Source organism: Anaerolineae bacterium (assembly GCA_025062375.1).
GTDB lineage: Bacteria > Chloroflexota > Anaerolineae > SpSt-600 > SpSt-600 > SpSt-600.
In genome coordinates, this window is the sequence record JANXAG010000034.1 from 1 (window position 1) to 20,348 (window position 20,348).

The 20,348-nt window shown below is 52.9% G+C and carries 24 protein-coding genes; all 24 read right to left on the reverse strand.

The features are described from left to right. Positions 1 to 96: 96 nt before the first annotated feature. Complete coding sequence (locus NZ653_08260) at positions 97 to 912, reverse strand: XdhC/CoxI family protein (GenBank protein ID MCS7287111.1); 816 nt, start codon at positions 910 to 912, stop codon at positions 97 to 99. A 5-nt stretch (positions 913 to 917) separates the two neighbouring features. Next, entirely contained in the window at positions 918 to 1,901 is a 984-nt protein-coding gene (gene moaA, locus NZ653_08265) for a GTP 3',8-cyclase MoaA (GenBank protein ID MCS7287112.1), read from the reverse strand. A gap of 47 nt (positions 1,902 to 1,948) precedes the next feature. Continuing rightward, entirely contained in the window at positions 1,949 to 2,299 is a 351-nt protein-coding gene (locus NZ653_08270) for a MoaD/ThiS family protein (protein ID MCS7287113.1), read from the reverse strand. A 10-nt stretch (positions 2,300 to 2,309) separates the two neighbouring features. Next, the gene (locus NZ653_08275) at positions 2,310 to 2,675 is read right to left on the reverse strand and encodes a hypothetical protein (protein MCS7287114.1); all 366 of its coding nucleotides are present in this window, start codon (positions 2,673 to 2,675) and stop codon (positions 2,310 to 2,312) included. A gap of 7 nt (positions 2,676 to 2,682) precedes the next feature. Next, a complete protein-coding gene (locus NZ653_08280; GenBank protein ID MCS7287115.1) occupies positions 2,683 to 3,102 on the reverse strand; it encodes a hypothetical protein in 420 nt (139 codons plus the stop codon). Between the two features lie 11 nt (positions 3,103 to 3,113). After that, positions 3,114 to 4,148 (reverse strand): hypothetical protein, encoded by a 1,035-nt coding sequence (locus NZ653_08285; protein ID MCS7287116.1) that lies wholly within the window; start codon positions 4,146 to 4,148, stop codon positions 3,114 to 3,116. Continuing rightward, entirely contained in the window at positions 4,145 to 5,842 is a 1,698-nt protein-coding gene (locus tag NZ653_08290) for a glutamate mutase L (protein MCS7287117.1), read from the reverse strand. Before NZ653_08290 ends, NZ653_08285 begins: the two co-directional genes overlap by 4 nt. Next, positions 5,836 to 6,468 carry a hypothetical protein gene (locus tag NZ653_08295; protein MCS7287118.1) on the reverse strand — a complete coding sequence of 211 codons (633 nt, stop codon included), beginning with the start codon at positions 6,466 to 6,468 and terminating at the stop codon, positions 5,836 to 5,838. Before NZ653_08295 ends, NZ653_08290 begins: the two co-directional genes overlap by 7 nt. Before the next feature lie 18 nt (positions 6,469 to 6,486). After that, the gene (locus NZ653_08300) at positions 6,487 to 8,085 is read right to left on the reverse strand and encodes a zinc-ribbon domain-containing protein (GenBank protein ID MCS7287119.1); all 1,599 of its coding nucleotides are present in this window, start codon (positions 8,083 to 8,085) and stop codon (positions 6,487 to 6,489) included. 9 nt (positions 8,086 to 8,094) lie between these two features. After that, complete coding sequence (locus tag NZ653_08305; protein ID MCS7287120.1) at positions 8,095 to 8,712, reverse strand: hypothetical protein; 618 nt, start codon at positions 8,710 to 8,712, stop codon at positions 8,095 to 8,097. Next, the gene (locus tag NZ653_08310) at positions 8,709 to 9,425 is read right to left on the reverse strand and encodes a hypothetical protein (protein ID MCS7287121.1); all 717 of its coding nucleotides are present in this window, start codon (positions 9,423 to 9,425) and stop codon (positions 8,709 to 8,711) included. Before NZ653_08310 ends, NZ653_08305 begins: the two co-directional genes overlap by 4 nt. Next, positions 9,418 to 9,621, reverse strand: coding sequence for a hypothetical protein (locus NZ653_08315; protein MCS7287122.1), 204 nt, complete (start codon positions 9,619 to 9,621; stop codon positions 9,418 to 9,420). The genes NZ653_08310 and NZ653_08315 overlap by 8 nt, the downstream gene beginning before the upstream one ends. A 64-nt stretch (positions 9,622 to 9,685) precedes the next feature. After that, entirely contained in the window at positions 9,686 to 10,552 is an 867-nt protein-coding gene (locus NZ653_08320) for a HEAT repeat domain-containing protein (protein MCS7287123.1), read from the reverse strand. Then, a complete protein-coding gene (locus NZ653_08325) occupies positions 10,549 to 11,076 on the reverse strand; it encodes a macro domain-containing protein (protein MCS7287124.1) in 528 nt (175 codons plus the stop codon). Before NZ653_08325 ends, NZ653_08320 begins: the two co-directional genes overlap by 4 nt. Positions 11,077 to 11,079: 3 nt before the next feature. After that, positions 11,080 to 12,234, reverse strand: coding sequence for an FAD-binding oxidoreductase (locus tag NZ653_08330; protein MCS7287125.1), 1,155 nt, complete (start codon positions 12,232 to 12,234; stop codon positions 11,080 to 11,082). A gap of 54 nt (positions 12,235 to 12,288) precedes the next feature. Continuing rightward, on the reverse strand, positions 12,289 to 12,615 hold the full coding sequence (locus NZ653_08335; GenBank protein MCS7287126.1) for a hypothetical protein: 327 nt from the start codon (positions 12,613 to 12,615) through the stop codon (positions 12,289 to 12,291). A gap of 34 nt (positions 12,616 to 12,649) precedes the next feature. Continuing rightward, entirely contained in the window at positions 12,650 to 14,707 is a 2,058-nt protein-coding gene (locus NZ653_08340) for a DNA translocase FtsK 4TM domain-containing protein (protein ID MCS7287127.1), read from the reverse strand. Positions 14,708 to 14,943: 236 nt separating this feature from the next. Beyond that, positions 14,944 to 15,690, reverse strand: coding sequence for an ABC transporter permease (locus tag NZ653_08345; protein MCS7287128.1), 747 nt, complete (start codon positions 15,688 to 15,690; stop codon positions 14,944 to 14,946). Continuing rightward, positions 15,691 to 16,473 carry an ABC transporter ATP-binding protein gene (locus NZ653_08350; GenBank protein ID MCS7287129.1) on the reverse strand — a complete coding sequence of 261 codons (783 nt, stop codon included), beginning with the start codon at positions 16,471 to 16,473 and terminating at the stop codon, positions 15,691 to 15,693. It abuts the gene before it with no gap. Continuing rightward, positions 16,470 to 17,408, reverse strand: a complete 939-nt coding sequence (locus tag NZ653_08355) for an ABC transporter substrate-binding protein (protein MCS7287130.1) — start codon at positions 17,406 to 17,408, stop codon at positions 16,470 to 16,472. The genes NZ653_08350 and NZ653_08355 overlap by 4 nt, the downstream gene beginning before the upstream one ends. Before the next feature lie 4 nt (positions 17,409 to 17,412). Next, positions 17,413 to 18,276 carry a putative 4-hydroxybenzoate polyprenyltransferase gene (gene ubiA, locus NZ653_08360; protein MCS7287131.1) on the reverse strand — a complete coding sequence of 288 codons (864 nt, stop codon included), beginning with the start codon at positions 18,274 to 18,276 and terminating at the stop codon, positions 17,413 to 17,415. Then, positions 18,277 to 19,758, reverse strand: a complete 1,482-nt coding sequence (locus tag NZ653_08365; protein ID MCS7287132.1) for a menaquinone biosynthesis decarboxylase — start codon at positions 19,756 to 19,758, stop codon at positions 18,277 to 18,279. It abuts the gene before it with no gap. 4 nt (positions 19,759 to 19,762) lie between these two features. Continuing rightward, positions 19,763 to 19,951: a CooT family nickel-binding protein gene (locus NZ653_08370; GenBank protein MCS7287133.1), complete on the reverse strand. Its 189-nt coding sequence runs from the start codon at positions 19,949 to 19,951 to the stop codon at positions 19,763 to 19,765. Between the two features lie 197 nt (positions 19,952 to 20,148). After that, the coding region (locus NZ653_08375; protein MCS7287134.1) for a hypothetical protein at positions 20,149 to 20,348 on the reverse strand (200 nt) is incomplete at its 5' end.

Sequence of the window (20,348 nt, forward strand, 5' to 3'; positions counted from 1 at the left end):
TGGTTGATCGCTCCCTTTTTAAGGTTTCTGGGGGACACCCCCAAAGTCCCCACGGGATGGGAGCTTCGCCCCTTCCACCCCCAAAATCTTCACCCTTTAAGCAGTATCCCCTTCTTTAAATTTGCTCAGAGGCTTTCCAGTGCCCCCTCGCTTGTGAAGGACCATTTCAGCCATTATGCTTATGGCGATTTCCTCCGGAGTTTCAGCTCCTATATCCAGACCCACAGGAGCACAAACCCTGGCCAGAGAGCTCTCCTCAACCCCCTTTTCCCTCAGATGCTTGAAGATAAGAGTCACCTTACGGCGGCTCCCCAGCAGGCCTATGTAAGAGGCAGGAGAATTTACAACTTTCTCCAAAGCGAGAGCATCGCTCTCATGGGACCTGGTGGCTATGACTATCCGTGTGTAAGGAGTTATCGGAAAATCCTCCAAGAGAGAGGAGAGCTCGCCAGCCCGCACCTCATCGGCAAAAGGATAACGTTCTCTTGAAGCGAACTTCGCTTCCTCATCCAGCACCACAATCCGGTAGCCCATTTCCTTTGCCAGTTTGGCAAGGGCCAGGCTTACATGTCCACCACCTATTAAAAGAAGGGTCTCCGCCGGCGAAATCACGTCCACGAAAACATCCACATCCCCACCGCATATTCCCAAATCCTCGGGGTTCAGATCAGCTCTCAGGCCATAATGGAGGAGGCGAGGTTTTCCCTCGGAAAGGGCTTTGAGAGCTTCTTGGATTACGGCGTTTTCCAGTGGCCCTCCACCTATGGTGCCCACAGTAGAGCCATCAGGTTTTACCAGGATTTTAGCCCCCTCTTTCCTTGGGGCAGACCCGCTGACCCTCACGATAGTGGCTAAGGCCACGCTTTCCCCCTTTTCCAGGGCTTTTGTTATCTCCCAGAAAATTTCCCCCATAAGCTTTACCCTCCAATTTCTGCCATTGCTCTGCCTCTGGGAAAAGATGAGGCCTCCAAATTGTGCCGCTCAGGTTTAAGGCGAACAGCTTCTTTAATTACTTCCCTTAGCTCCTCATCGGTAGCTCCGGCCCGAAGGGCTGCTTTAATGTCTACCTCAAATTCTGAAAGAAGGCAAGGCCTTAATTTGCCATCAGAGGTAAGGCGTAATCGGTTGCACTCGTAACAAAAATGCTCGCTTACAGGAGTTATAAAGCCTATGGTCCCCTTAGCTCCCTCCAGGCGGAAATAGCGAGCAGGCCCATTGCCTTTCAGGTCTGCGGGATTAAGAGGCCCAAAAGTTCTCTCAATGTCTTCCCGCACTTCCTGCATGGAAACGTATTTGCCCAGGTTGTTTTCCGCTTCAGATCCCACTGGCATAACTTCTATGAAGCGCACATGCCACTCATCCTGAAGGGTAAGGCGGGCAAAATCAACAACTTCATCCCGATTGAAGCCTTCTAGAACTACCATGTTTATCTTAATAGGGGTTAAGCCCGCCCTTTTGGCCTCTTCTATGCCCTTGATCACATCTTCCAGGTTTCCGACCCTTGTTATTTGGCGAAAGCGCTCAGGCTTGAGGGTATCAAGGCTTATGTTTACCCTCTTAAGCCCGGCTTCTTTAAGCTTGTGCGCGAAAAAGGGAAGAAGGATGCCGTTGGTGGTCATGGCCAGATCCTCGATCCCCGGAACTGAGGAGATCATCCTCACCAATTCCACTATACCTCGCCGGATAAGAGGTTCTCCTCCGGTCAGGCGGATTTTGGTTATCCCCAGAGAAGCCGCAACCTTTACAACCCTGACAATTTCTTCAAGGGTTAAAAGCTCATGATGGGATTTCAAGGGAACACCATGCTCTGGCATGCAGTAAACACACCGGAGGTTACAGCGATCTGTAACGGATATTCGTAGATAGCTTATAGAACGATTATAGGCGTCAATGCAACCCATCTTTATTGGCTCTGTTCAGAATGCCGGGAGATATAGCCACCCGGGCTTCAGCCGTAAGAGTGGCGCAGGAATCCCTTTTCCCCTTTCCTTATGCTCTCTTCCATTTCGGGATGCATCTTAGCCCCGAAGCGATACTGGAAAGGCCACATGCTTCTACGGTGAAATATCCCTATTCTATCCCCCTCTCCGAGTTTCACCTTCAAGTCGGGGTAGAAACCAGGCATGGCCGAAAGTTGCCCGTTAATAAACGTTATTCCCCGTTCCTCCGCAGGGATGCCAAGCCTGTTCAGCAGGTCCTCTACAGTGGTCTCAGGGGGAAGGTCCAGTTCCAGTTTGGCGTAATGGTCTCCTCCCCCATACTTTGCCAGAGGGCCATAAAGCCAGACTTCCACACGCATGGGGCCTCCTTTAAAAACAGCCGAGCTGGCACTGGGTTATGCGAATACCAAAGGTTTCAGCCGCGCTGGAAACTTCCAGTTTACTGCGCTTGAGTTTCCGCGCTATACCCCACGCCTCCGCGCACGTGAGTTTTCCCTCCCGGCTGCGGCGTCTTACCTCCTCTTCCAGTTCAGGAGGAACTTCGCTCAGGGGAGCGACAAGCTTTTGGCCTTCGTACCCGAAAAGGCCTAACTGGCATCGGCTTATCTTTACCCCCATCTCGTCTGCCTTTTGCCCAACCGCTAAAGGCTTTACCCTGAGCTTCCTGGCTATAGCAAAGGCTTTTTCACAGGGGAGCCGGCCTTCTTCCAAGCTTTTAAGGATCAGTTCTTCCATTTTCCCCTCACGAGCGCAACTTTCTAAGGGCTATAATCAGCAGGAAAAGTCCGAATCCAGCCGCCAGCAAGGGTAGGCCGTAGCCTGTTGGAGGAGTAGCTGTGGGTCCAGGTGTGGGAGTAGGAGTTGGAGTGGGTGGGGAAGGCGTGGGGGACGGCGTGGGTGCTCCTGCCAGCACAGGGGTAAAGGTGGGAGTAGGGGTTAAAGGCGGAGTTGGAGTAAAAGTCCATGTAGCAACAGGGGTGAGCCTTGCCAGCAGCGGAGTTGGAGTGGGTGGAGTGGGAGTGGCAAGCCTTGGCCTTGTGATCATGAGGAAAACGAGACCACATAAGCCCGCTATCAGGATAACCACAAGCACCAGAGCCAGCATTGTAAAAATCCTATCCTGCCCCTTTCCCAAGGGAAATTTCGGTAACCCTGTAGACATTTTTCCCTCCTCTAAAACTCGATCGTTTCTAAATTGACAAGTGGCACTTCAATTTCTAAGCCGTTTTCCAGGCGAACCAGAGCTGAAGGAACAATGTATCCGCTTTCCAGAACCATCTCCCTTCGGCCCGATTCCAGCACTTCTCCAAAGAGGCCCCTGTAAGGCCCACGGCTCACTTTTACCTTCGGACTACCTTCTTTTCTGGCTCTGAAAGAGGGTGCTATGATCTCCCCCGGAACCGATATGAAAATTGAAGGAGGCGTGGCAAGGATAGATACCTCATAGCCTTCTGAACTGTGGAGGAGCTCAAAGGCAGGCAAATTCATCGGGATTTGCCCGAACCCTTCTGTCAGAATCACTGGATAAGGCATGGCTAAGGCTCTCTCTATTAAAGAGGCTTTCAGGCTACCGGTCACAATACCACTTACCTGAAGAGCGGCGGCTCTGGAAAGAGTTTCCTCGTCCTGGATGGTGCCACACACCACAATGAAGCCTCTGGCCGAAGCCTGAAGGTTTTCAGGAAGCAGGGGTTTCTCCCGGCTCCCCACGATTTTTAAAATGCCATCCCTTTCTTTCCCATTGCTCCATATCCCCTCTATCAGTGCACCCCTGCTTTCTATGATTGCCCCGTAATAGGGGATTATCCGGCTTACCAGCCCTTTCAGGCCGGCCTTGAGCTCTATGCTCCCCGATGTCGTTTCCAGAATTACCACTCCCATGCCTGTGGCGGCTACTTTCCCTGATACAGGGGATGTATAACTTACGAAAGTGAAGGGTAAAAGGCCTTTCCGGGAAGCTATTTCCTCCCCGGCTTCAACCCTATCTCCAGGCCTTTTCTTCAGGAAGCGTTCCAGTTCATTCTCTTTGACCCCAAGTTCTCTGGCTACATCAAGGCACACCCAGCCGTGCAGTTCAGCCACCGCAATGGTCCGGGAAGGTTCAACAGATTCTCCGGGCCTGACCAGCACTTCCCCCGGGATTGGGAGTCGCCTTTCCACTTCTATGGATGAAAAAGGCGTTATGCGGATAGACCTTACGGAATTCATGTCTCCATCCCCAGAAGCCATTTCTGGATTTTCTCCCGCCGGGCGGGTAAGGTCAGGGGTCTACCCCTGGCATCCAGTATTATGCCTACAATACCACCTCTTACTTCCAATTCCTTCGGTATCGGGCCGAGGTTTAGTCCTCTGGAAAGGTTAATCTTTAAGGACGCCTTGCGGCCGGGGGCCAGGGGTATAACCTCTATGTTCCCCCCCTTTACTTCCGCTTCCAAATACCTTCCGTCATCGAAATGGATGCCCGCTTTGATAGCGACAGTTCCCTCTGGTGCGGAACCCGAGGGAGCTATTACTGTGCCCACCGGGGTGAGAGCGTCACGTTCCAGGATTTCAAAAACAGCCTGAGGGTTAATGTAGACAAGGGAACCAAGGGGAGTGCAGAGCCCCAGTCTATCTACCGCCAGCATGGTTATCCCTGAAAGCTGGAAAGCATCAATCACCGCAAGGGTCAACCACCCCACTATCGGGAAGGAACTCAAGGCTCCACCCGTCAGCACTATCATATCCACCGAAAGTTCAGGGCCGAAAAAGGCTTTGAGAGGCTCCTGAGCGGTGAGGAAAGCTTCCATGAGCGTTTCCCTGAGGATTGCTCCTTCCAGAAGGAGCTCCTCTTTCGTAAGAGATATGGTTTCAGGACGAAGGGCTTTTTCCAGAATAGCCTCAGCCACCTTTTCATGGTCAACTTCTATGGGGAGCCAGCGGGTGACTCTTTCCAGGTCCTTAAGGAGAAAATACGCCCGGCAGGGGCTCAGGTCGCTCTGGACAACGGTGAGGAAGTTGTCCTTCTTAGCGCCAATTATCGTAATATAAGTTCCGCCTGCATCTACCCCCAGCACGCCCCCCTCAAAACCGTATAAGGAGCTTAGATAACGCACTATCAGGGTAAAGGAGGAAAGGGAAGGGATAAGGGGGGCAGAAAGGGTTGAGCGCAAATAACCCAGGTTGTATATTTCCGAAATCCTCAGCTGGCGGTAGAGCTCCTCCAGTTCCCTGAAGAGGGTCCCAATGTTTTGTTCCTCAAGAGAAGGCATTAAGTTCTCAACCAATCGGAGTTGCGTCAGGCCGCTGAGGAGTTCCTCCACAGGGCCATAGGCTGCGCTGTTTCCCGCAAAAATTACAGGAGGCTTCCATGGTACCGGAAAAAGGGGGTAAACTAGGGAAAGCATCTGGGCCATTTCCACAAGAGGTGCCGGATTGCTCCTCTCCGCCCCCCCCGCTATCAATATAAGGTCGGGTAAGTTTTCATTAAAAGTGCGCAGGAGGCGTTCGATCCTGGCATTCCGGCTTTCTTCTGTCAGATAAGAGAAAGAGCCAGTTTCTTTAGTATAATAGCACTTCACAGCCCTGCGGGCAGCCTCAAGGCTTATTTCCGATAGCCCCATCAGCATTACTTTCAGGGGAGGGGGGAAGCTCACAGAGGCTGTAAAGAAATCAACGCCATCAAGCTCCCTTTCCGGGATAAGAGGCATGCCTTCAGTACCCGTAAGGCGGCGGCCAGTGGCTTTTTCTATCCTGGATATCGCCTCTTGCAGACTCCTGAGAGGGTCATGTTCAAAGGTGGGAGCCCACCCCTTTGCTACAAAACGGTAATTACCATCGGCCCTGTCTATAAGGAAGGCCTTGGTCCAGAGGCTTCCCCAATCCACTGTAAGGATAGAACCCACTGCAAACCTTTCTACCACCCTACTGCCTCCAGCAGGAACTTTACACGCGAGATCAGAAGGGTCACGAAAGTGACAAAGCCTGTGGCGAAAAGAGCTCCAAGAGCAATCATAATGAAGGTCCTGCCCAGAGAGGCCCACGCTCTCAGGAGCCTCTTCCTGCGGGTTCCGGTAAAGTAAAAGTAAAACAACGTGCTCAGGGTTCCCAACAGGATTATAAAGTTATTGAGGGCTTTCCCGACCCCCGTTTGAGCGGGATTGAGGGGCAGGATAGAGGCCCGCACTTGAGGCCATAGAGTTCCGGCTATTGCTCCCCCTACGGCCAGGGCTGCTCCAACGCCAAAAAGAAAAGCCAGAGATACATTCCCGAGCCACCCCATCCTGGGCAGAAGCTTGGTCAGAAGGAGAACTCCGAGGACGAACGGGACCAGCAAACTGATGTTGCCCTGAGGGTCCTGAAGGAGAGGAAAGAGGAGCTTCTGTTCAATGATAGCTACGTAGGTTACCAAGAAGGCATACCCTGCAGTTACTCCTATTAGGATGTGAAGGGCCAGCCGGTATAGGAAATTATCCTTTATCAGGTAGCTGAAAACTATCAAAGTTAAAGCAAAAGCTACCCATTGGCCCAACACGTCAAGGTTAATCATAAATCTCTCCTTTTTGCCTTAAACGGCCCCTTTGCCCCGGATGAGGCTTCCGGCCAGGATTATGAACAGGGCAATTACAATGGCAAAGGCTTGCACGGGTACTGCCCTTGCCGATTCCGATAGCTTGCCCCGAAGGGCTTCGTAGAGAGCGGCATCAGTCACACCCCCCAGTAACCCTTTTAATTGCCCTGAATTCAGGTAAGGCTCGGCATAAGATTTCAAACCCGCTATCACCACTGCAACCATCGGAACCTGATGGATGGAGCCCACCTGTTCGATCCATCCCACAAGAGCAGGCGATTGCGCACTGAGCATGACCACCAATTTCCAATCAGTGAATTTCTCTATACCCTGGAACGCCCGAAAGGAATTCAGAGGTTCACCGTAAAGGTAATCGTACTCTACGAGCTCTTTAACTGAAATGCCCAGAGCCCGAAGGCTCGCTTCCACTGCGGGTATGTAGCCGAGGTTGACAAATTCTTCCCCATAACGAAAGCCGAGTTTTTCCATCAGGCCCTGGGCCAAGGCCGGACCCGTGGGGTTCAAGCTGAGGATTGCCAGGGAGCATCCCCTGTCCCTGAGGTGCGCAAGGACCGGGGAGGCTATCATTTCCATTTCCCCAGCCATATATGGCTCGTAATCAAATGCCACCAGTACAGGGGAATTTTCAGGAAGGGCCTCTACTGTCTGGAAAAGCGCTTCCACTCCGGGTGGAGTTGGAGGAGAACCTGAAGGAATAGAGGGCCACCCCAGAAGCAGGGGCACCAGCACCGCCAGGAAGAGAACAAAATAAATAAATCTGTGGGTGCGGACTTTTCTGGCTGGAACTCTAATTTTCACCGAGGGTGCGATCGGGGCCAGCTTAAGTAGTTTCTGGATTTCTTCCCTGCCAGGACCCAGCTCAGCCCTTTCCCTGCGGATGGATATTCTTTCGGGAGGCATAAAGATCGCGGCGGGCTTCAGCACCCCTTTCAACCCTTTCAGGGCTCCTTCTTCCTCGGCCTCTTCCTCGGGCATGCTGGGGACTTCAACAGGTCGTTCCACAGGCCGAAGGGCTTCAAGCCAGGGAGGTATTTCGGCCAGTACCGGAACTTCTACAGTTTCCTCTTCCAGCCAGGGGATTTCCACCTCTTTAAGCCATTCAGCCGGAGCAAAAGGCTCGACCGGAGGAACAACTGTTTCGGCTTCTTTAAGCCAGTCCGGAAGCTCTTCTTCCGGATATTCTACTATGACCGGTGGTTTTCTCTCTTCCAGAGCGGTTACAGGGGGCTTCTCCTCCGGGATAAACTCGGGCTTTTCTTCTTCAGGCATGGCCATTTCCTGAATTTTTAGTCTCAGGTCGGAGAGAAAATCGGGGAGCTCTTCCTCCGGAATTTCCGAAATCACTTCTTCGGGAAATACCGGGACATGGGGCAGTTCTTCCGGTGGTTTTTCCTCAATAACCGGAGCAAATTTCAGAGAAGCCCCACAGTTCAGGCATCTCTCTTGCCCCAGCGGGTTAACGGTCCCACATATCTGGCATCTGACCCCCTCTTCAGGGAAGAGGCGAGCCCCACATTGGTTGCAGTATTTGCTTCCTTCCCGGTTAGCTGTCCCGCAGTTAGGGCAATAAATCATCCTGGCACCTCAATCAGTATAAGGCCTGTCCATTCCGACTACTATTCTCAAGCCTGCCGCTATAATCCCCAGGGCGACTCCAAGCAATATGCCTCTCACTCCAGCCATAGCCGGGACCGATATAATCCAGTCCTTGATAGCGCTTACAGGTCCTCCAAGGTCGCTAACAACGGCTGCGTAGCCCAGAAGCACCAGGGAAGCGCTGAGGAGCATTATGGTAGCCTCAGGGCTTCTTTTCTGGAAAACTCTGTAACCAGCTGACAGGGCAAAGAAGGCCAGGAGAGCCATAACGGTAGCCTGAAGGGGGTATTGAACGTAACGGAATACCCAGCTGACCACCAGCCCGTGAGGTCCAGCCGGGTCTATGAAACCAAAGACTATGACAGTCCACATAGCTAAAACTACCACAATGCTATAGCCCCAGCCCTTTTCCCGACGGAAAACTCTTGAGGCGTGAACGAGGAAGATATTCAGAAGACCCGTGAGCATAGCGAAAGCCGTCACAATCACCGCCCACTGGAGCAAAACCCTGCCCATCGGGTCCAAAACTGGATGGACGAAAAAGAAATCAAGCACCATCACAAGGCCTGTAAGGATCGCCACCAGGATAGGCAGTGCCTTCTTCATATTACCCCCAGCGTTTTAAGGATAACCCCCAGGGCTATCCCAACTATTAAAATAAAGCGCATCACGTCCTGAGCTATAATGCCAGCCAGGGCATGGGGTTCTCCAGAAAGGTAAGCTCCAGCAGCAAAAACTTCCTCTCCCAAAAGGTAATGTTCCGTTGAAGAGTAGACGAAGGGAAGAACTGCCGGGTCTACGGAACCAGCGACCTGGTCAATCCCCTGGCTGTTAGCCATTTCGCTCAAAAGCAAAAACTCATAGCCGAAAGGTCCAACAGCCAGGTGAAGGATTGGCCTCTCGTTCTTAAGAACCTCCGCTGCGCCGGCTGCATAGGTTGCTCTCTCCGGGGCAATGAAGTAGATGCGCCCATCTTTTGCGCCGGTTTTTCTCTTGAAATCGTAAGCTGAAAGCATAGGGGCGGGGTGGAAAAAGGTAGAGATAACGGGAACGCCGTATCGGCTTCCCTGCCTCTGGGCATACTCCAGAAGGCTCAGGCCAGCTCTGGTTTCGGCGGTATCCTTTTCGCCTATGGTGCCCGTCCCCGAGGAGATGTGGAGGGGTTTGCCGCTTTCTATGGCTTTCTGGAAAACGCCCCTCAAGAAATCCAAGGCAGGAATTGGCCTGAGGTCGGGTTTACCCCTCAGCCTTACTTCTATAAAGGCGATGTACAGAAACAGGAGGAAAAAGATGAGAAAGGCAAGGCCTGCTTCATTCATCGTTTTCTCCTTCCAGAAGGGCCAAAAGTTCTTCTGGCTGGCTCAGAAGGCCAGCAAGGGGTTTCATTTTTCCCAAACCTATGAAGGGTTCCAGGAAGAAAAGGCCGTTAGCTAAGATTGGGCCAATAGGCCTGGCAATTCTGAGGGCTAAAATGGCCGGTTCTCTGAGGCCCCATTCCCGTATTTTCCTGGCCATTAGCTCCAATAAGAAGCCGTCGTTTCTAATGTGCGCCCCCATGTTGCCTAGGGTTTGCTATGGTTTAAGAAAACGATGAAAAGCGTTTGCCCACCCCTGGCAATTTCGCCAGGAGCATGCGCCTTTTTATAAGGCCTATGGCCTTTCTAACCCGGCTGGCTATGGTTTCCCCAAAGACCATCTCCTGGTCTTCCAGAAGATTCCCGAGGGAAGCAAGGGCCTCTTTCCCTCCGATCCGGCCCAGGGCTGAGGCCGCTTCAGCTCGCACCTGAGGGTGTGGATCCCTGAGCAGGGTCACCAGGGCAGGCTCAGCATCAGGTGCTCTCAGGTTACCCATAGCTCTGGCCGCTGCTGAACGAACGGTCGGGTGGGAATCCTTTGCCAGTTCAGCCAGCAAGGGCAGTGCTTCCTCTTTCGGAATAGCCCCTTTTCCAAGGCCAAGAGCCACTGCGCGTCGCACCCCCCACGCCGGGTCGTTTGTAAACTTTTTAAGGCAATTTATCGCCTCTTCATCGCCAATATCCAGGAGGCCCTCGGCGGCGCTCCAACGCACCAGCTCACTTTTGCTCCGGAGAGCTCTGGAGAGGCTCTCCACCGCTCTGGAATCCTTAAACTTGCCCAGAAGCCGGGCCGCTTCCATCCGAAAGACCGAATCTCTTCGGTTGAGTAACTCCAAAAGGAGCCGTATCACCTCTTCTCCTCCGATGGAGAGAAGGGCTTCTCCTGCTTTCCACCGGACGAAAGGATGATCATCACCCAGAGCTCTGGCCAAGGCCTCAAGCAGTTCCGGCTCCGCAGGCGAACCCACGAGGGCCTCTGCCGCCTCCCACCTGGCTTTGGGATCAGGCGATCCTATAAGGGTCTGGGTTAGCTTCTTCCAGTCTTGAGTTCGCTTCCTGAAAAGCCTGCCTAAAAATCCCAGAAGCCTCACCCTTCAGACACCTCCTCAAAGGCTTCCTTAAAGGCTTGATAGGCTTCGTCTCCGAAGAGCACAAAAATTACTCTTTCCAGACCGCTGCCCCCAGCCAGGTGCGCACGGACAGCCTTTAGCATTATGCCGGCGGCTTCCTTTAAAGGAAAGCCCCCAACTCCTGTCCCCAGAGCGGGGAAAGCTATACTTTTGAGGCCGAGCTTTTCGGCAAGGAGCAAACTATTCAGGGTTGCGTTCCGGATGGATTCGTGGGAAGGGGGTATCATCTGGCCCTGATCATCGTATCCCATGGCTGCAGCGTGGATGACGTAGCGAGCCTTTAGGCGGCCTGCTCCTGTGGCTACCGCTTCCCCGACGTTTATAGGCCCCTTGGCTACAGCCTCCCGTTCAATTTCTTCGCCTCCGACCCTCTTTATGGCTCCCGCCACCCCACTACCCATCCAGAGCCTGTTGTTAGCCGCATTCACTATAGCATCGGCCTCTATTGCGGTTATATCGCCCTTGAGGATAACGATTTCGCTCATGGCTTAGATTACGTGTTTTTCTCCCATTATTTCCTTTTCGGCGAAGCGGTTGTAGCGAAAATCCCTGATATCAAAAGTTATTGACCGGCCCTCAGTTATGAGTTCAGACATCACAAGGCCAGTGGCCGGGGATAGCATAAAACCGTGGCCGCTGAACCCCACAGCGCAATAAAAGCCCTCAATTCCCGGAACTGTATCTATTATGGGCTGGCTATCGGGGGTAACCTCGTAAAGGCCCGCCCAGCCCCTCATAATGCGGGCTTTCTCCAGGATAGGGATGCGTTTTATCCCATGTTCCACTACTTTCTCCATGAAACTCCAGTCCACGTTCAGGTTGAAACTTGGGGGTTCAGTCAGATCGCTCATCCCCATAAGAAGCCCTGGCCCTTCTTTGCGCATATACCAGTGATGTTTGAAGTCAATGGTCATGGGCCAGTCAGGCGGGATATCGGGGAAAGCATCGGTAATGAAAACCTGGCGTCGGTAGGGGTCAACGGGTATATCAACCCCTATCATTTTGCCGATGAGGCGGGCATACGGACCAGCAGTGTTCACCACTATGGGAGCATCAATGGGGCCCCTGGTGGTTTCGACCCCTTTTACTTTACCTCCCTCAACCTTTATTCCAACAACTTCTGTTTCCAGCTCAATCTGAACTCCAAGGCGGCGGGCCTGCTTAGCATAGCCGTTGGCTACCGAATAAGGGTCGGCGTAACCGTCAGTTGGGCAGTAAGTGGCAGCCAGGACATCTTCAACATTTATATAGGGCCAGCGCTTGCGGACTTCATCGGGTCCGAGCCATTCTACTTCCAGGCCAAGGCTTCGCTGGAGGGAACAACTCTGGCGGAAAAGCTCTACTTCTTCGGGGTCTGTCAGCAGGAACAGGTAACCCACCTGATTGAATCCTATATCTTCGCCCATCTCTTCTTTGAACTTCTCAAACTTTTTCACGCTGTACATGGCCATTCTGATGTTAACTTCGGTGGAAAATTGCTGGCGGATGCCTCCAGCGGAAAGGCCCGTTGAACCAGCAGCTATGAACTTTTCCTTTTCCACAACCACGATTTCCCTGATGCCTTTGAGGGCAAGGTGGTAGGCAGTGCTGAGGCCGTTCACTCCAGCTCCTATTATAACCACATTGGCTTTCGGGGGAACCATGGCCATGCCTCCCACAGGAAGTTTGTCTCATTTTATCCCTAAGGTGGAAAGATGTCAATTCTCCCCGGGAATCTCTGAGGAGTCACCGGTAAGGACTTGTTGGGCAAGCCAGGCATTGAATTCCTCCCATCGCTCCAGCGGGAGCGTTCTAACCCGATAATACAGGGTGGAGTAGTCAGGCACGTTCGGTAATATTTGCCTGGCTAAGGATTCTAACTTACGCCAGGAAAGATGATGGTGTTGCTTAAAGACCCAGAGAGAGAGAACAAGGCTTTCCTCGTAAACAGGAGGGCGTCCGCGCTTATAAAGTCTGGGATGCTGATTACAAAAGGCGTTGGCTATCTCTATAAGCTTGGTTAGAGATATCTTGGCCCTGTTCATACCCTTTATGCCTCCCCTCAATTTAACCTAATTTTCAGACAGCCCCATTTTTCTCACCTTTATGGCCCAATAAGCCCTTTTCTTCCAGGAGCTCCATCAGCCTTGCAGCTCTGTTGTAACCTATCCTCAATTTCCTCTGGAGAAAAGAAATGGAAACTCTGCCGTGTTCCTGGACAAGCCTTATGGCTTCATCCAGGAGGTCATCTTCCTCCGGACGGGGTTTTGGAGGTGTGAAGGAGGGTTTAACCAGCGGTTCCTGGTATATCCTGGGGAAGAGAGGTTCACCCGGGCCCTGCGCCTTCCAGAAATCCACCAGACGCTTTATCTCCCTCTCAGAGACGAAGCACCCCTGGATGCGTATGAGACGGGTGGAATCCGGAGGCATGAAGAGCATGTCGCCCTTTCCCAAGAGGTCTTCAGCTCCGGCCGAATCCAGGACAACCCTTGAATCCACCTGGCTGGTGACAGCAAAACTTATGCGAGCGGGGAAATTAGCCTTTATAAGGCCGGTGATAACATCAACGCTCGGTCTCTGAGTAGCGATAACCAGGTGAATTCCTGTAGCCCTTGCCATCTGGGCAAGCCGGGTTATCATCCCCTCCATCTCTTCTTGAGCCATGAGCATCAAGTCAGCCAGTTCGTCCACAATAAGGACAAGGTAAGGAAGGATATCCTGGCCTCTGGAAGCCATAATCTGGTTATACTCTTCTATGTTTCGAGCTCCTTCCTGGGAGAAGAGCCTGTACCGCCTGGTCATTTCGTTCAGAACCCAGCGGAAAGCCTCAAGAGCCTTTTCCACTTCTACCACTACGGGGAGGGCCAGGTGAGGAAGACCATTGAAGTGAACCAGTTCTACCCGCTTGGGGTCTACCAGGATGAGACGCAGGGTTTCAGGAGTGTTTATGCAGGTAAGGCACGTGACCATGGAGTTGATACACACGCTTTTACCGGAGCCCGTGGCTCCAGCAATGAGGAGGTGAGGCATCAAAGCCAGGTCAGCTACTACGGGGCGGCCGGAAACATCGCGCCCGAGGGCTATCTTGAGCCTGGATTCTTTGCGGCGGAATTCTTCTGATTCCATCACCCCCCTCAGGGAGACCAGGGAGAATTCGGTATTGGGGACTTCAATTCCCACGTAGGAGCGGCCCGGGACGGGTGCCTCAATGCGGATGGGCGCTGCTGAAAGGGCAAGGGCCAGGTCGTTGGCCAGAGCTTTTATCCTGGAAACTTTAACCTTAACCTTCAGGGGCCGGCCATCTGGCCCTTTCTTCTCCACAAATCCCGGTTCAACCCCAAACTGGGTTACAGTGGGGCCACGGTTAACCTCCACCACCCTCGCTGGTATCCCGAAGCCGGCGAGGGTCTCTTCAATGATCCTGACTTTGCGGCGGATTTCAGCCTCTTCAATCTCTTTTTCCGTGTATTCCTCCAGGATTTCGTGGATTATTGGAAGCTGCCAGCGCTGTTTTACCCCTATGATCTTGGGGGGAGGATAAAAAATTTCCCCTGGCCTCTGAGGCCTCGGAACAATTATCCCAGGCTTTCTGAGCCTCCAGAACTTTATGGTTTCGCGGATTTTCCCGGTTAAGATCCGCAGTGATTCCACTGCTCTGGAGGGTGGAAGGCCCAGAGCTACAAAAAGGGAAATGATGAAGAAAAGCAAGATGAACACGAGCGCTCCGGCAGTCCCCAGAGCCGTTCTCAGCATCTCCAGCACGATCCAGCCCAGAAATCCGCCCCCTTTGCCCTCGCTGGCCAAACCCCTTGGATCATGAGGGGCAAAGAGGTAATGAAGGGCTGCCAGAATGAAAATGAACAGGGCCCACCCGGCGGAAAGGCGAAAAATTTCTCCCCTTGAAACTCTTCCGGCCTTATATAGGAGGAGCAAAACCCCCGTAGCTACCATGAGGATGGGGGAAAGAAAAATACCCCAGCCAAAAGCCAGACTCAGAAATCTCAACCATTGTCCCGTGAGGGTACCCTTTTGAGAGGGCAAAAGGCTGAAGAGAGTAAAAAATCCCAGCAGGATTAAAACTCCTCCTACAATATCAAGGCGAAAAATTTTTACCTGCTTTTTTCCTTTTTTAGCCATGCATCTCTCCCCCTTCATTATAAATCCCCGCAGGTGGGAAAGCAAGCCCTGGCCTCACTGAGGGCTAAGCCCGGTGCTTCACGCTGGAGCCGAAGCACACTCCCACTTGTCCCCGCGGCCGCCCCCGGGCCAGGCTGCTGCCGAAAGGGGAGCTCCTGCAATCGGGCCCATTAGAGAAACATCACTTGGAGCGAACTGCGGAAAGAAAAGCTATAGCGCTGCATCCAAGGGCCTGTTCACTGAGAGTGGACAAAGAGCCAGGGGCAGACTCTCCTCTCGAGCCAGTCCACTCCGAAGTAAAGGCTCAGCCCCAGAAGACTCATGGCCAGTATCCCGGCATACATAGCAGGATAATCAAAGAGGGTGCTTCCCGTAATGTAAATATAGTAACCAAGACCGTAACGGGTGGCGAAGAGCTCGGCTACGTAAAGCACCGCTATGGCCGTGCCTGTAGACTGGCGTATAGCTGTGAAGATAGCCGGGAGGGTTGCAGGTAAATAAACGAAGCGGAAGAGGGCGCGCCTTCCAGCCCCCAAGCTCCTCACCGACAGGATTAACTCCGGTCTTAAGGAAGCCGCCTGATCCCTCACCAGCACTAGAATTTGGAAGAAAATGATGAGGAAGATGATCAGAATTTTTGGCAAATCACCAAGCCCGAGGAAAAGGATGGCCACAGGGACAAATACCACTTTGGGAATAGGGTAAAGAAGATAGAGGAAAGGGGAAAAGAGGCGGTTCAGGTAAACGCTCTGGCCGATGACGATGCCTAGGGGGGCTGCTGTGGCTATTCCAAGGGTTATACTGGCCAGGACTCTCCAGAGGCTGGAAAGAAGGTGTCGGCCCAATTCTCCTGGCAGGGCCAGGAAAAAGGCTTTCAAGACCTCCCAGGGTGGCGGAAGTATAGGCCTGTTGATGGCCAGGGACAATGTCTGCCAGAGAACCAGAAGGATGGCGAAAGCCACCACGAGGCTGCGCCTGGACATTTAACCCCTCCTGACTTCATTGAGCATCTCCCTGAGGAGGGAGCAAACTTTAAAGTAATCGGGGTGGGAGCGGTCGGGACCAGGGCCTTCCACAATAATGGCTCTGGTGTGAGGAGGCCGACCAAGGAAGAGGATTTTCCGCCCCAGAAAGGCCGCTTCTTCTATGCTGTGGGTGACCACCACTGTGGTCAGGCCTGTTTCGGCCTGGAGCTCAAGGGTTAAATTCTCTAAATCCTCGCGAGTGGGAGCGTCAAGGGATGAAAAAGGCTCATCCATGAGGAGCAGGTCAGGATTAAGGATAAGGGCTCTGGCGATGGCTGTCCGTTGTCTCTGGCCTCCTGAGATCTGAGAGGGGTAGCGGTCGGCCACTTCCTGGAGACCAAGGCGCCGGAGCCAGGCTTCCACTAAAATGTCCGGTTTTTTCGGAAGGGGAGTCCGGGGAGCATGGAGGCCGTCGGGGCCATAGAACGCCCTAATGCGCAGCCCCAGGGCTATATTACCCCTCACCGTATCCCAGGGCAGAAGACCGTAATCCTGCAGGATGAGGGCCGTCTCGGGCCGCGGGCGCCGTAGAGGATTACCTCCCACGGTAATCTCTCCTTTCTGGGGCCTCAGGAGGCCAGCCAGAAGGTAAAGGAGAGTTGTTTTACCACACCCTGAAGGCCCGATGACGGCCCATGCTTCGCCTCGCCCTATCCACCAGCTGAACCCCTCAAAAAGAGGAGGCTGGCGAGGGTAAGCAAAGGTTATAGCCTTTACTTCAACAAAAGCCTCCCCTTTCACCTGGGCAAATATTCAGCCTTAATTGATTCCTCATATGGAAGCGGCGAACTTATAAGCCCTTTCTCCAGAGCCCACTTCACCACATCTTCCCACTGCTCCTTCCCCGGCACCGAAGCAGACGGAAAGTCGGGAATAGTATAGGAACCGGTTAGGGCGGGGGGCACTAATTTTTTGTCCACCAGAAGGCCTGCCCACCTGGCTTTATCGGAATTTATGTCCTTGATGGCCTTTTCTATAGCCCCGAGGAAAGCCCGCACTGCTTCGGGATTCTCCTGGACGAAGGCTTTCCGGAAGGAGTACACGCTTAAACTGTACTGGGGATGGCGGGAATCATCCAGGATAAGCCTGGCCCCCTGCTGTATGGCCAAAAGGGCTAAGGGATCAGGCAAAGTGGCTGCCTTCAGGTCCCCTGAAGCCAAGGCTGCCATCCTGTCCGGTATCCTCGGGACAGGAATTCCTTTGATTTCCTCAGGCTTCAAACCCTCAGCCAGAAGGAGCTTCTCGGTCACATACTGGACTATCGTGGCTTCGGATATCCCGATCTCGACCCCTCTGAGGTCTTTAACTTCTCTGATATCGCTTTTGGGGGAGGCCAGGATGTAAAACTGAGGGAAAGAAGGGGTGGCAGTCCTTGCGGTTCTAACCACTAGGACTTGAGGTTTATCCCTGTTGTAGAGGGTTACTGAGATCAAATCGTTGATAATGACGTCCAGCTGACCGGCAACCATAAGCTGGTCTCTTTCGGCGGCGGAAGCCACTGGGATAATTTCCACTTTTATGTTTTTCGGGAAATACCCCTGGGCTTCAGCGACGTAGACGGGAAGGACGTCCAGAATAGGCAACACCCCAACCCGCACGGTCACGGGCCTTGCCGGTTGAAGAAGAGAGCAGGAAGAAAGAACGAGCGTGAGCATCAGCAAAGCCATTAGCCTCATGTTCCTACCTCCATAAAAGTGTTATTAATGTGGAAAAGAAAAGGGCGAGGCTTATATAGCCATTCACATTGAAAAAGGCCACGTTCACCCGGGAAAGGTCATCTGGTTTGACGATAGAATGTTCGTAGACCAGAAGCAGGGAGCACAAAACGAGGCCTACCCAGTAGGGCCACCCCAAAGCACAGATAAACCCGAGGGCCACAAGGCCCAGCACCATGCCCACATGGCAGAGAGAAGAAAGGCGCAGGGCGGCCGCCACCCCAAATTGTGCTGGTATGGAATACAGTCCATCCCTGCGGTCCACTTCCACATCCTGACAGGCGTAGATGAGGTCAAAGCCTGCTATCCACAGGGTAACGATAACCAGCAAGAGCCAGGCGGGCAAATCTTCCTGAGTAAATAGGGAATTTCTTACAGCTACCCAGGCCCCCATGGGGGCGAGGCCATCGGTGAAGCCCAGGATAAAGTGTGAAAGCCAGGTGAAACGCTTGGTGTAATGGTAGCCAGCCAGGAAGACAAGGGCTAAAGGCAAAAGGCGAAAAGGCAGGGGCCCCAGCATCCAGGCGGATAAAACGAAGACTGATAGGGAAACAAAAACAGCGATCCATGCTACTGCGGGCCTGAGAGCCCCTGTAACCAGCGGTCTACCAGCTGTGCGGGGGTTGCGAGCATCGTAAGGCAAATCCACAAGGCGATTGAGGCTCATGGCAAAGGTCCTGGCCGAAACCATAGCCACGGTTATCCAGAAAAATTGATACCAGGTAGGCCAGCCTTCAGCGGCCAGAAGCATCCCAAGATAAGCGAAAGGCAGAGCAAAAACTGTGTGTTCAAACTTTATCATCTCCAGAAAGAGACGCAATGACCGCACTTAGCCTCCCAGCGCTTTTAAGATTTCAGGCCATTTTTCATCCACTGCCTTCTTAATGTCGGGACTCATTCTCACCACTTCGGGCCACGGGCGGTGGTGACCTTCTTCAGGCGTTTTAATGGTAGCGTCTATGCCGATCTTTCCTCCGAAAGAATGTTGGGAAGAGGCGTGGTCCAGGTGATCCACAGGCCCTTCCACTATCACCACATCCCTTTTCCAGTCCACATTCCCGAGAGTATACCACGCTACCTCCTGTGGGTTGCGGATGTTGACCCCTTCGTCCACCACCACTATCGCCTTGGCCAGCATCATAAGGCCCAATCCCCACAGACTGAAGATAACTTTGCGAGCCTGGCCCGGGTATCGTTTGCGGATGGAAACAATCACAAGGTTGTGGAAAACGCCAGCCGCTGGCATGTGGAGGTCCACCACCTCAGGGAGAACCAGCCGAATCACCGGAAGGAAAAGCCTCTCAGTAGCCTGCCCCATCCAATAATCTTCCATTGGGGGTATCCCGACCACCGTAGCCGGGTAGATTGGGTCTTTTCGGGTAGTGATGGCGGTGACGTGGAAAGCGGGAAAGGGTTCGGGCGGGGTATAATAACCGGTGTGGTCTCCAAAAGGTCCTTCCTGGCGCAAATCCTTAAGGTCCACGAATCCTTCTATCACAATCTCCGCCCGGGCGGGGACTTCCAGAGGCTGAGTTATGCATCTGGTCATCTCCAGGGGTTTTCCCCTGAGCCATCCGGCCAGAATGTATTCGTCTACATCCTGGGGCAGAGGAGCTGATGCGCACCAGATGGCAGCCGGGTCTCCTCCCAGAACAATTGCTGCCGGAATCCTATCTACGCCCCTTTCCAGGGCCCTTCTGGAGTGCTCCGCTCCGCCCTTATGGCGTTGCCAGTGAACCAAGAGAGTCTGTTCATCAATCACCTGAAGGCGATACATCCCCACGTTCCTTTTCCCCGTGATGGGGTCCAGAGTTACAACCTGGGGAAGGGTTATGTAATAACTGGCATCCATGGGCCAACACTTGAGGATGGGTAACTTCAAAAGGTTGGCTTCTTTGCCTTTTAAAAGCACCTCCTGGCATGGGGCTTTTTTTCTAAGGATTTTAGGCCTTGGAGCAAGAGCTTTGAGGGCTGTTGCGAACTCTTTTCCGCGTCTGAAAGCCTCGGAGAGACTGGAGGGGATATCGGGGGTCAGGAGCCTGGCTACCTTTTCCTCCAGCTCCTGGAGGCTTTGAACCCGCAGGGCCATGGCCATGCGGCGCTCACTGCCGAAGAGATTGGTCACAACGGGAATGGAAAAGCCTTCAACCCTTTCAAAGAAAAGGGCCCGATTTAGAGAGGGGGGGCCCTTGCACACCCTATCCGTTATCTCTGTAATCTCCAGCTCCCGGGAAACATTAACCTTTATGCGGGCCAATTCTCCCGCTTCTTCCAGCAAATCAATGAAACCTCTCAGATCCTCCATGGCCAAGGGTTTACTTCTTCTCCAGCACAATAGTGTGCTTGAGAAAATCAATGCGCCTTATGTTCCCTCGGACGAGCTTCTGTTCTCCGAGGAGGTTTATGAGGACAAAACTGTCGCCTTCGGGCTGGACCAGGATGACATCTCGCATTATTTCTTCTTCCCGGTCATCTGTTACGAGGAAAGCCTTAGCCTCGCACATGCTTCACCCCCTTCAGTGATCTTCCCGAAAGAGTATACTTCACCGCTCTGGAAAACGCAAAAAAGCTTAAACACTTTCTCGGCCTCCATCTATTTCGTGCATATCCAACCATCCTTTGGGCAACAGGACTTAGCTGATGTCTGGTCATTTTTCACCACCTCGGCGCCATTGCACGGGGAAAGAAAGTCTCCAAGGATTCACCGGCAAGGATTTATTGGGCAAGCCAGGCGCTGAAGGTCAGGCACTTTTGGTATCAACTGCCTGGCTATGGATTCTAATTTGCGCTGGGAAAGACGATAAATAGTAGAGACGTTTAGGCTTGTGAGGTCTGCCTTATGCCTCCGACCCTCGTGCTTTATCCCAACAATTTTTTCAAACAACCTCCTAAAAAATTGAC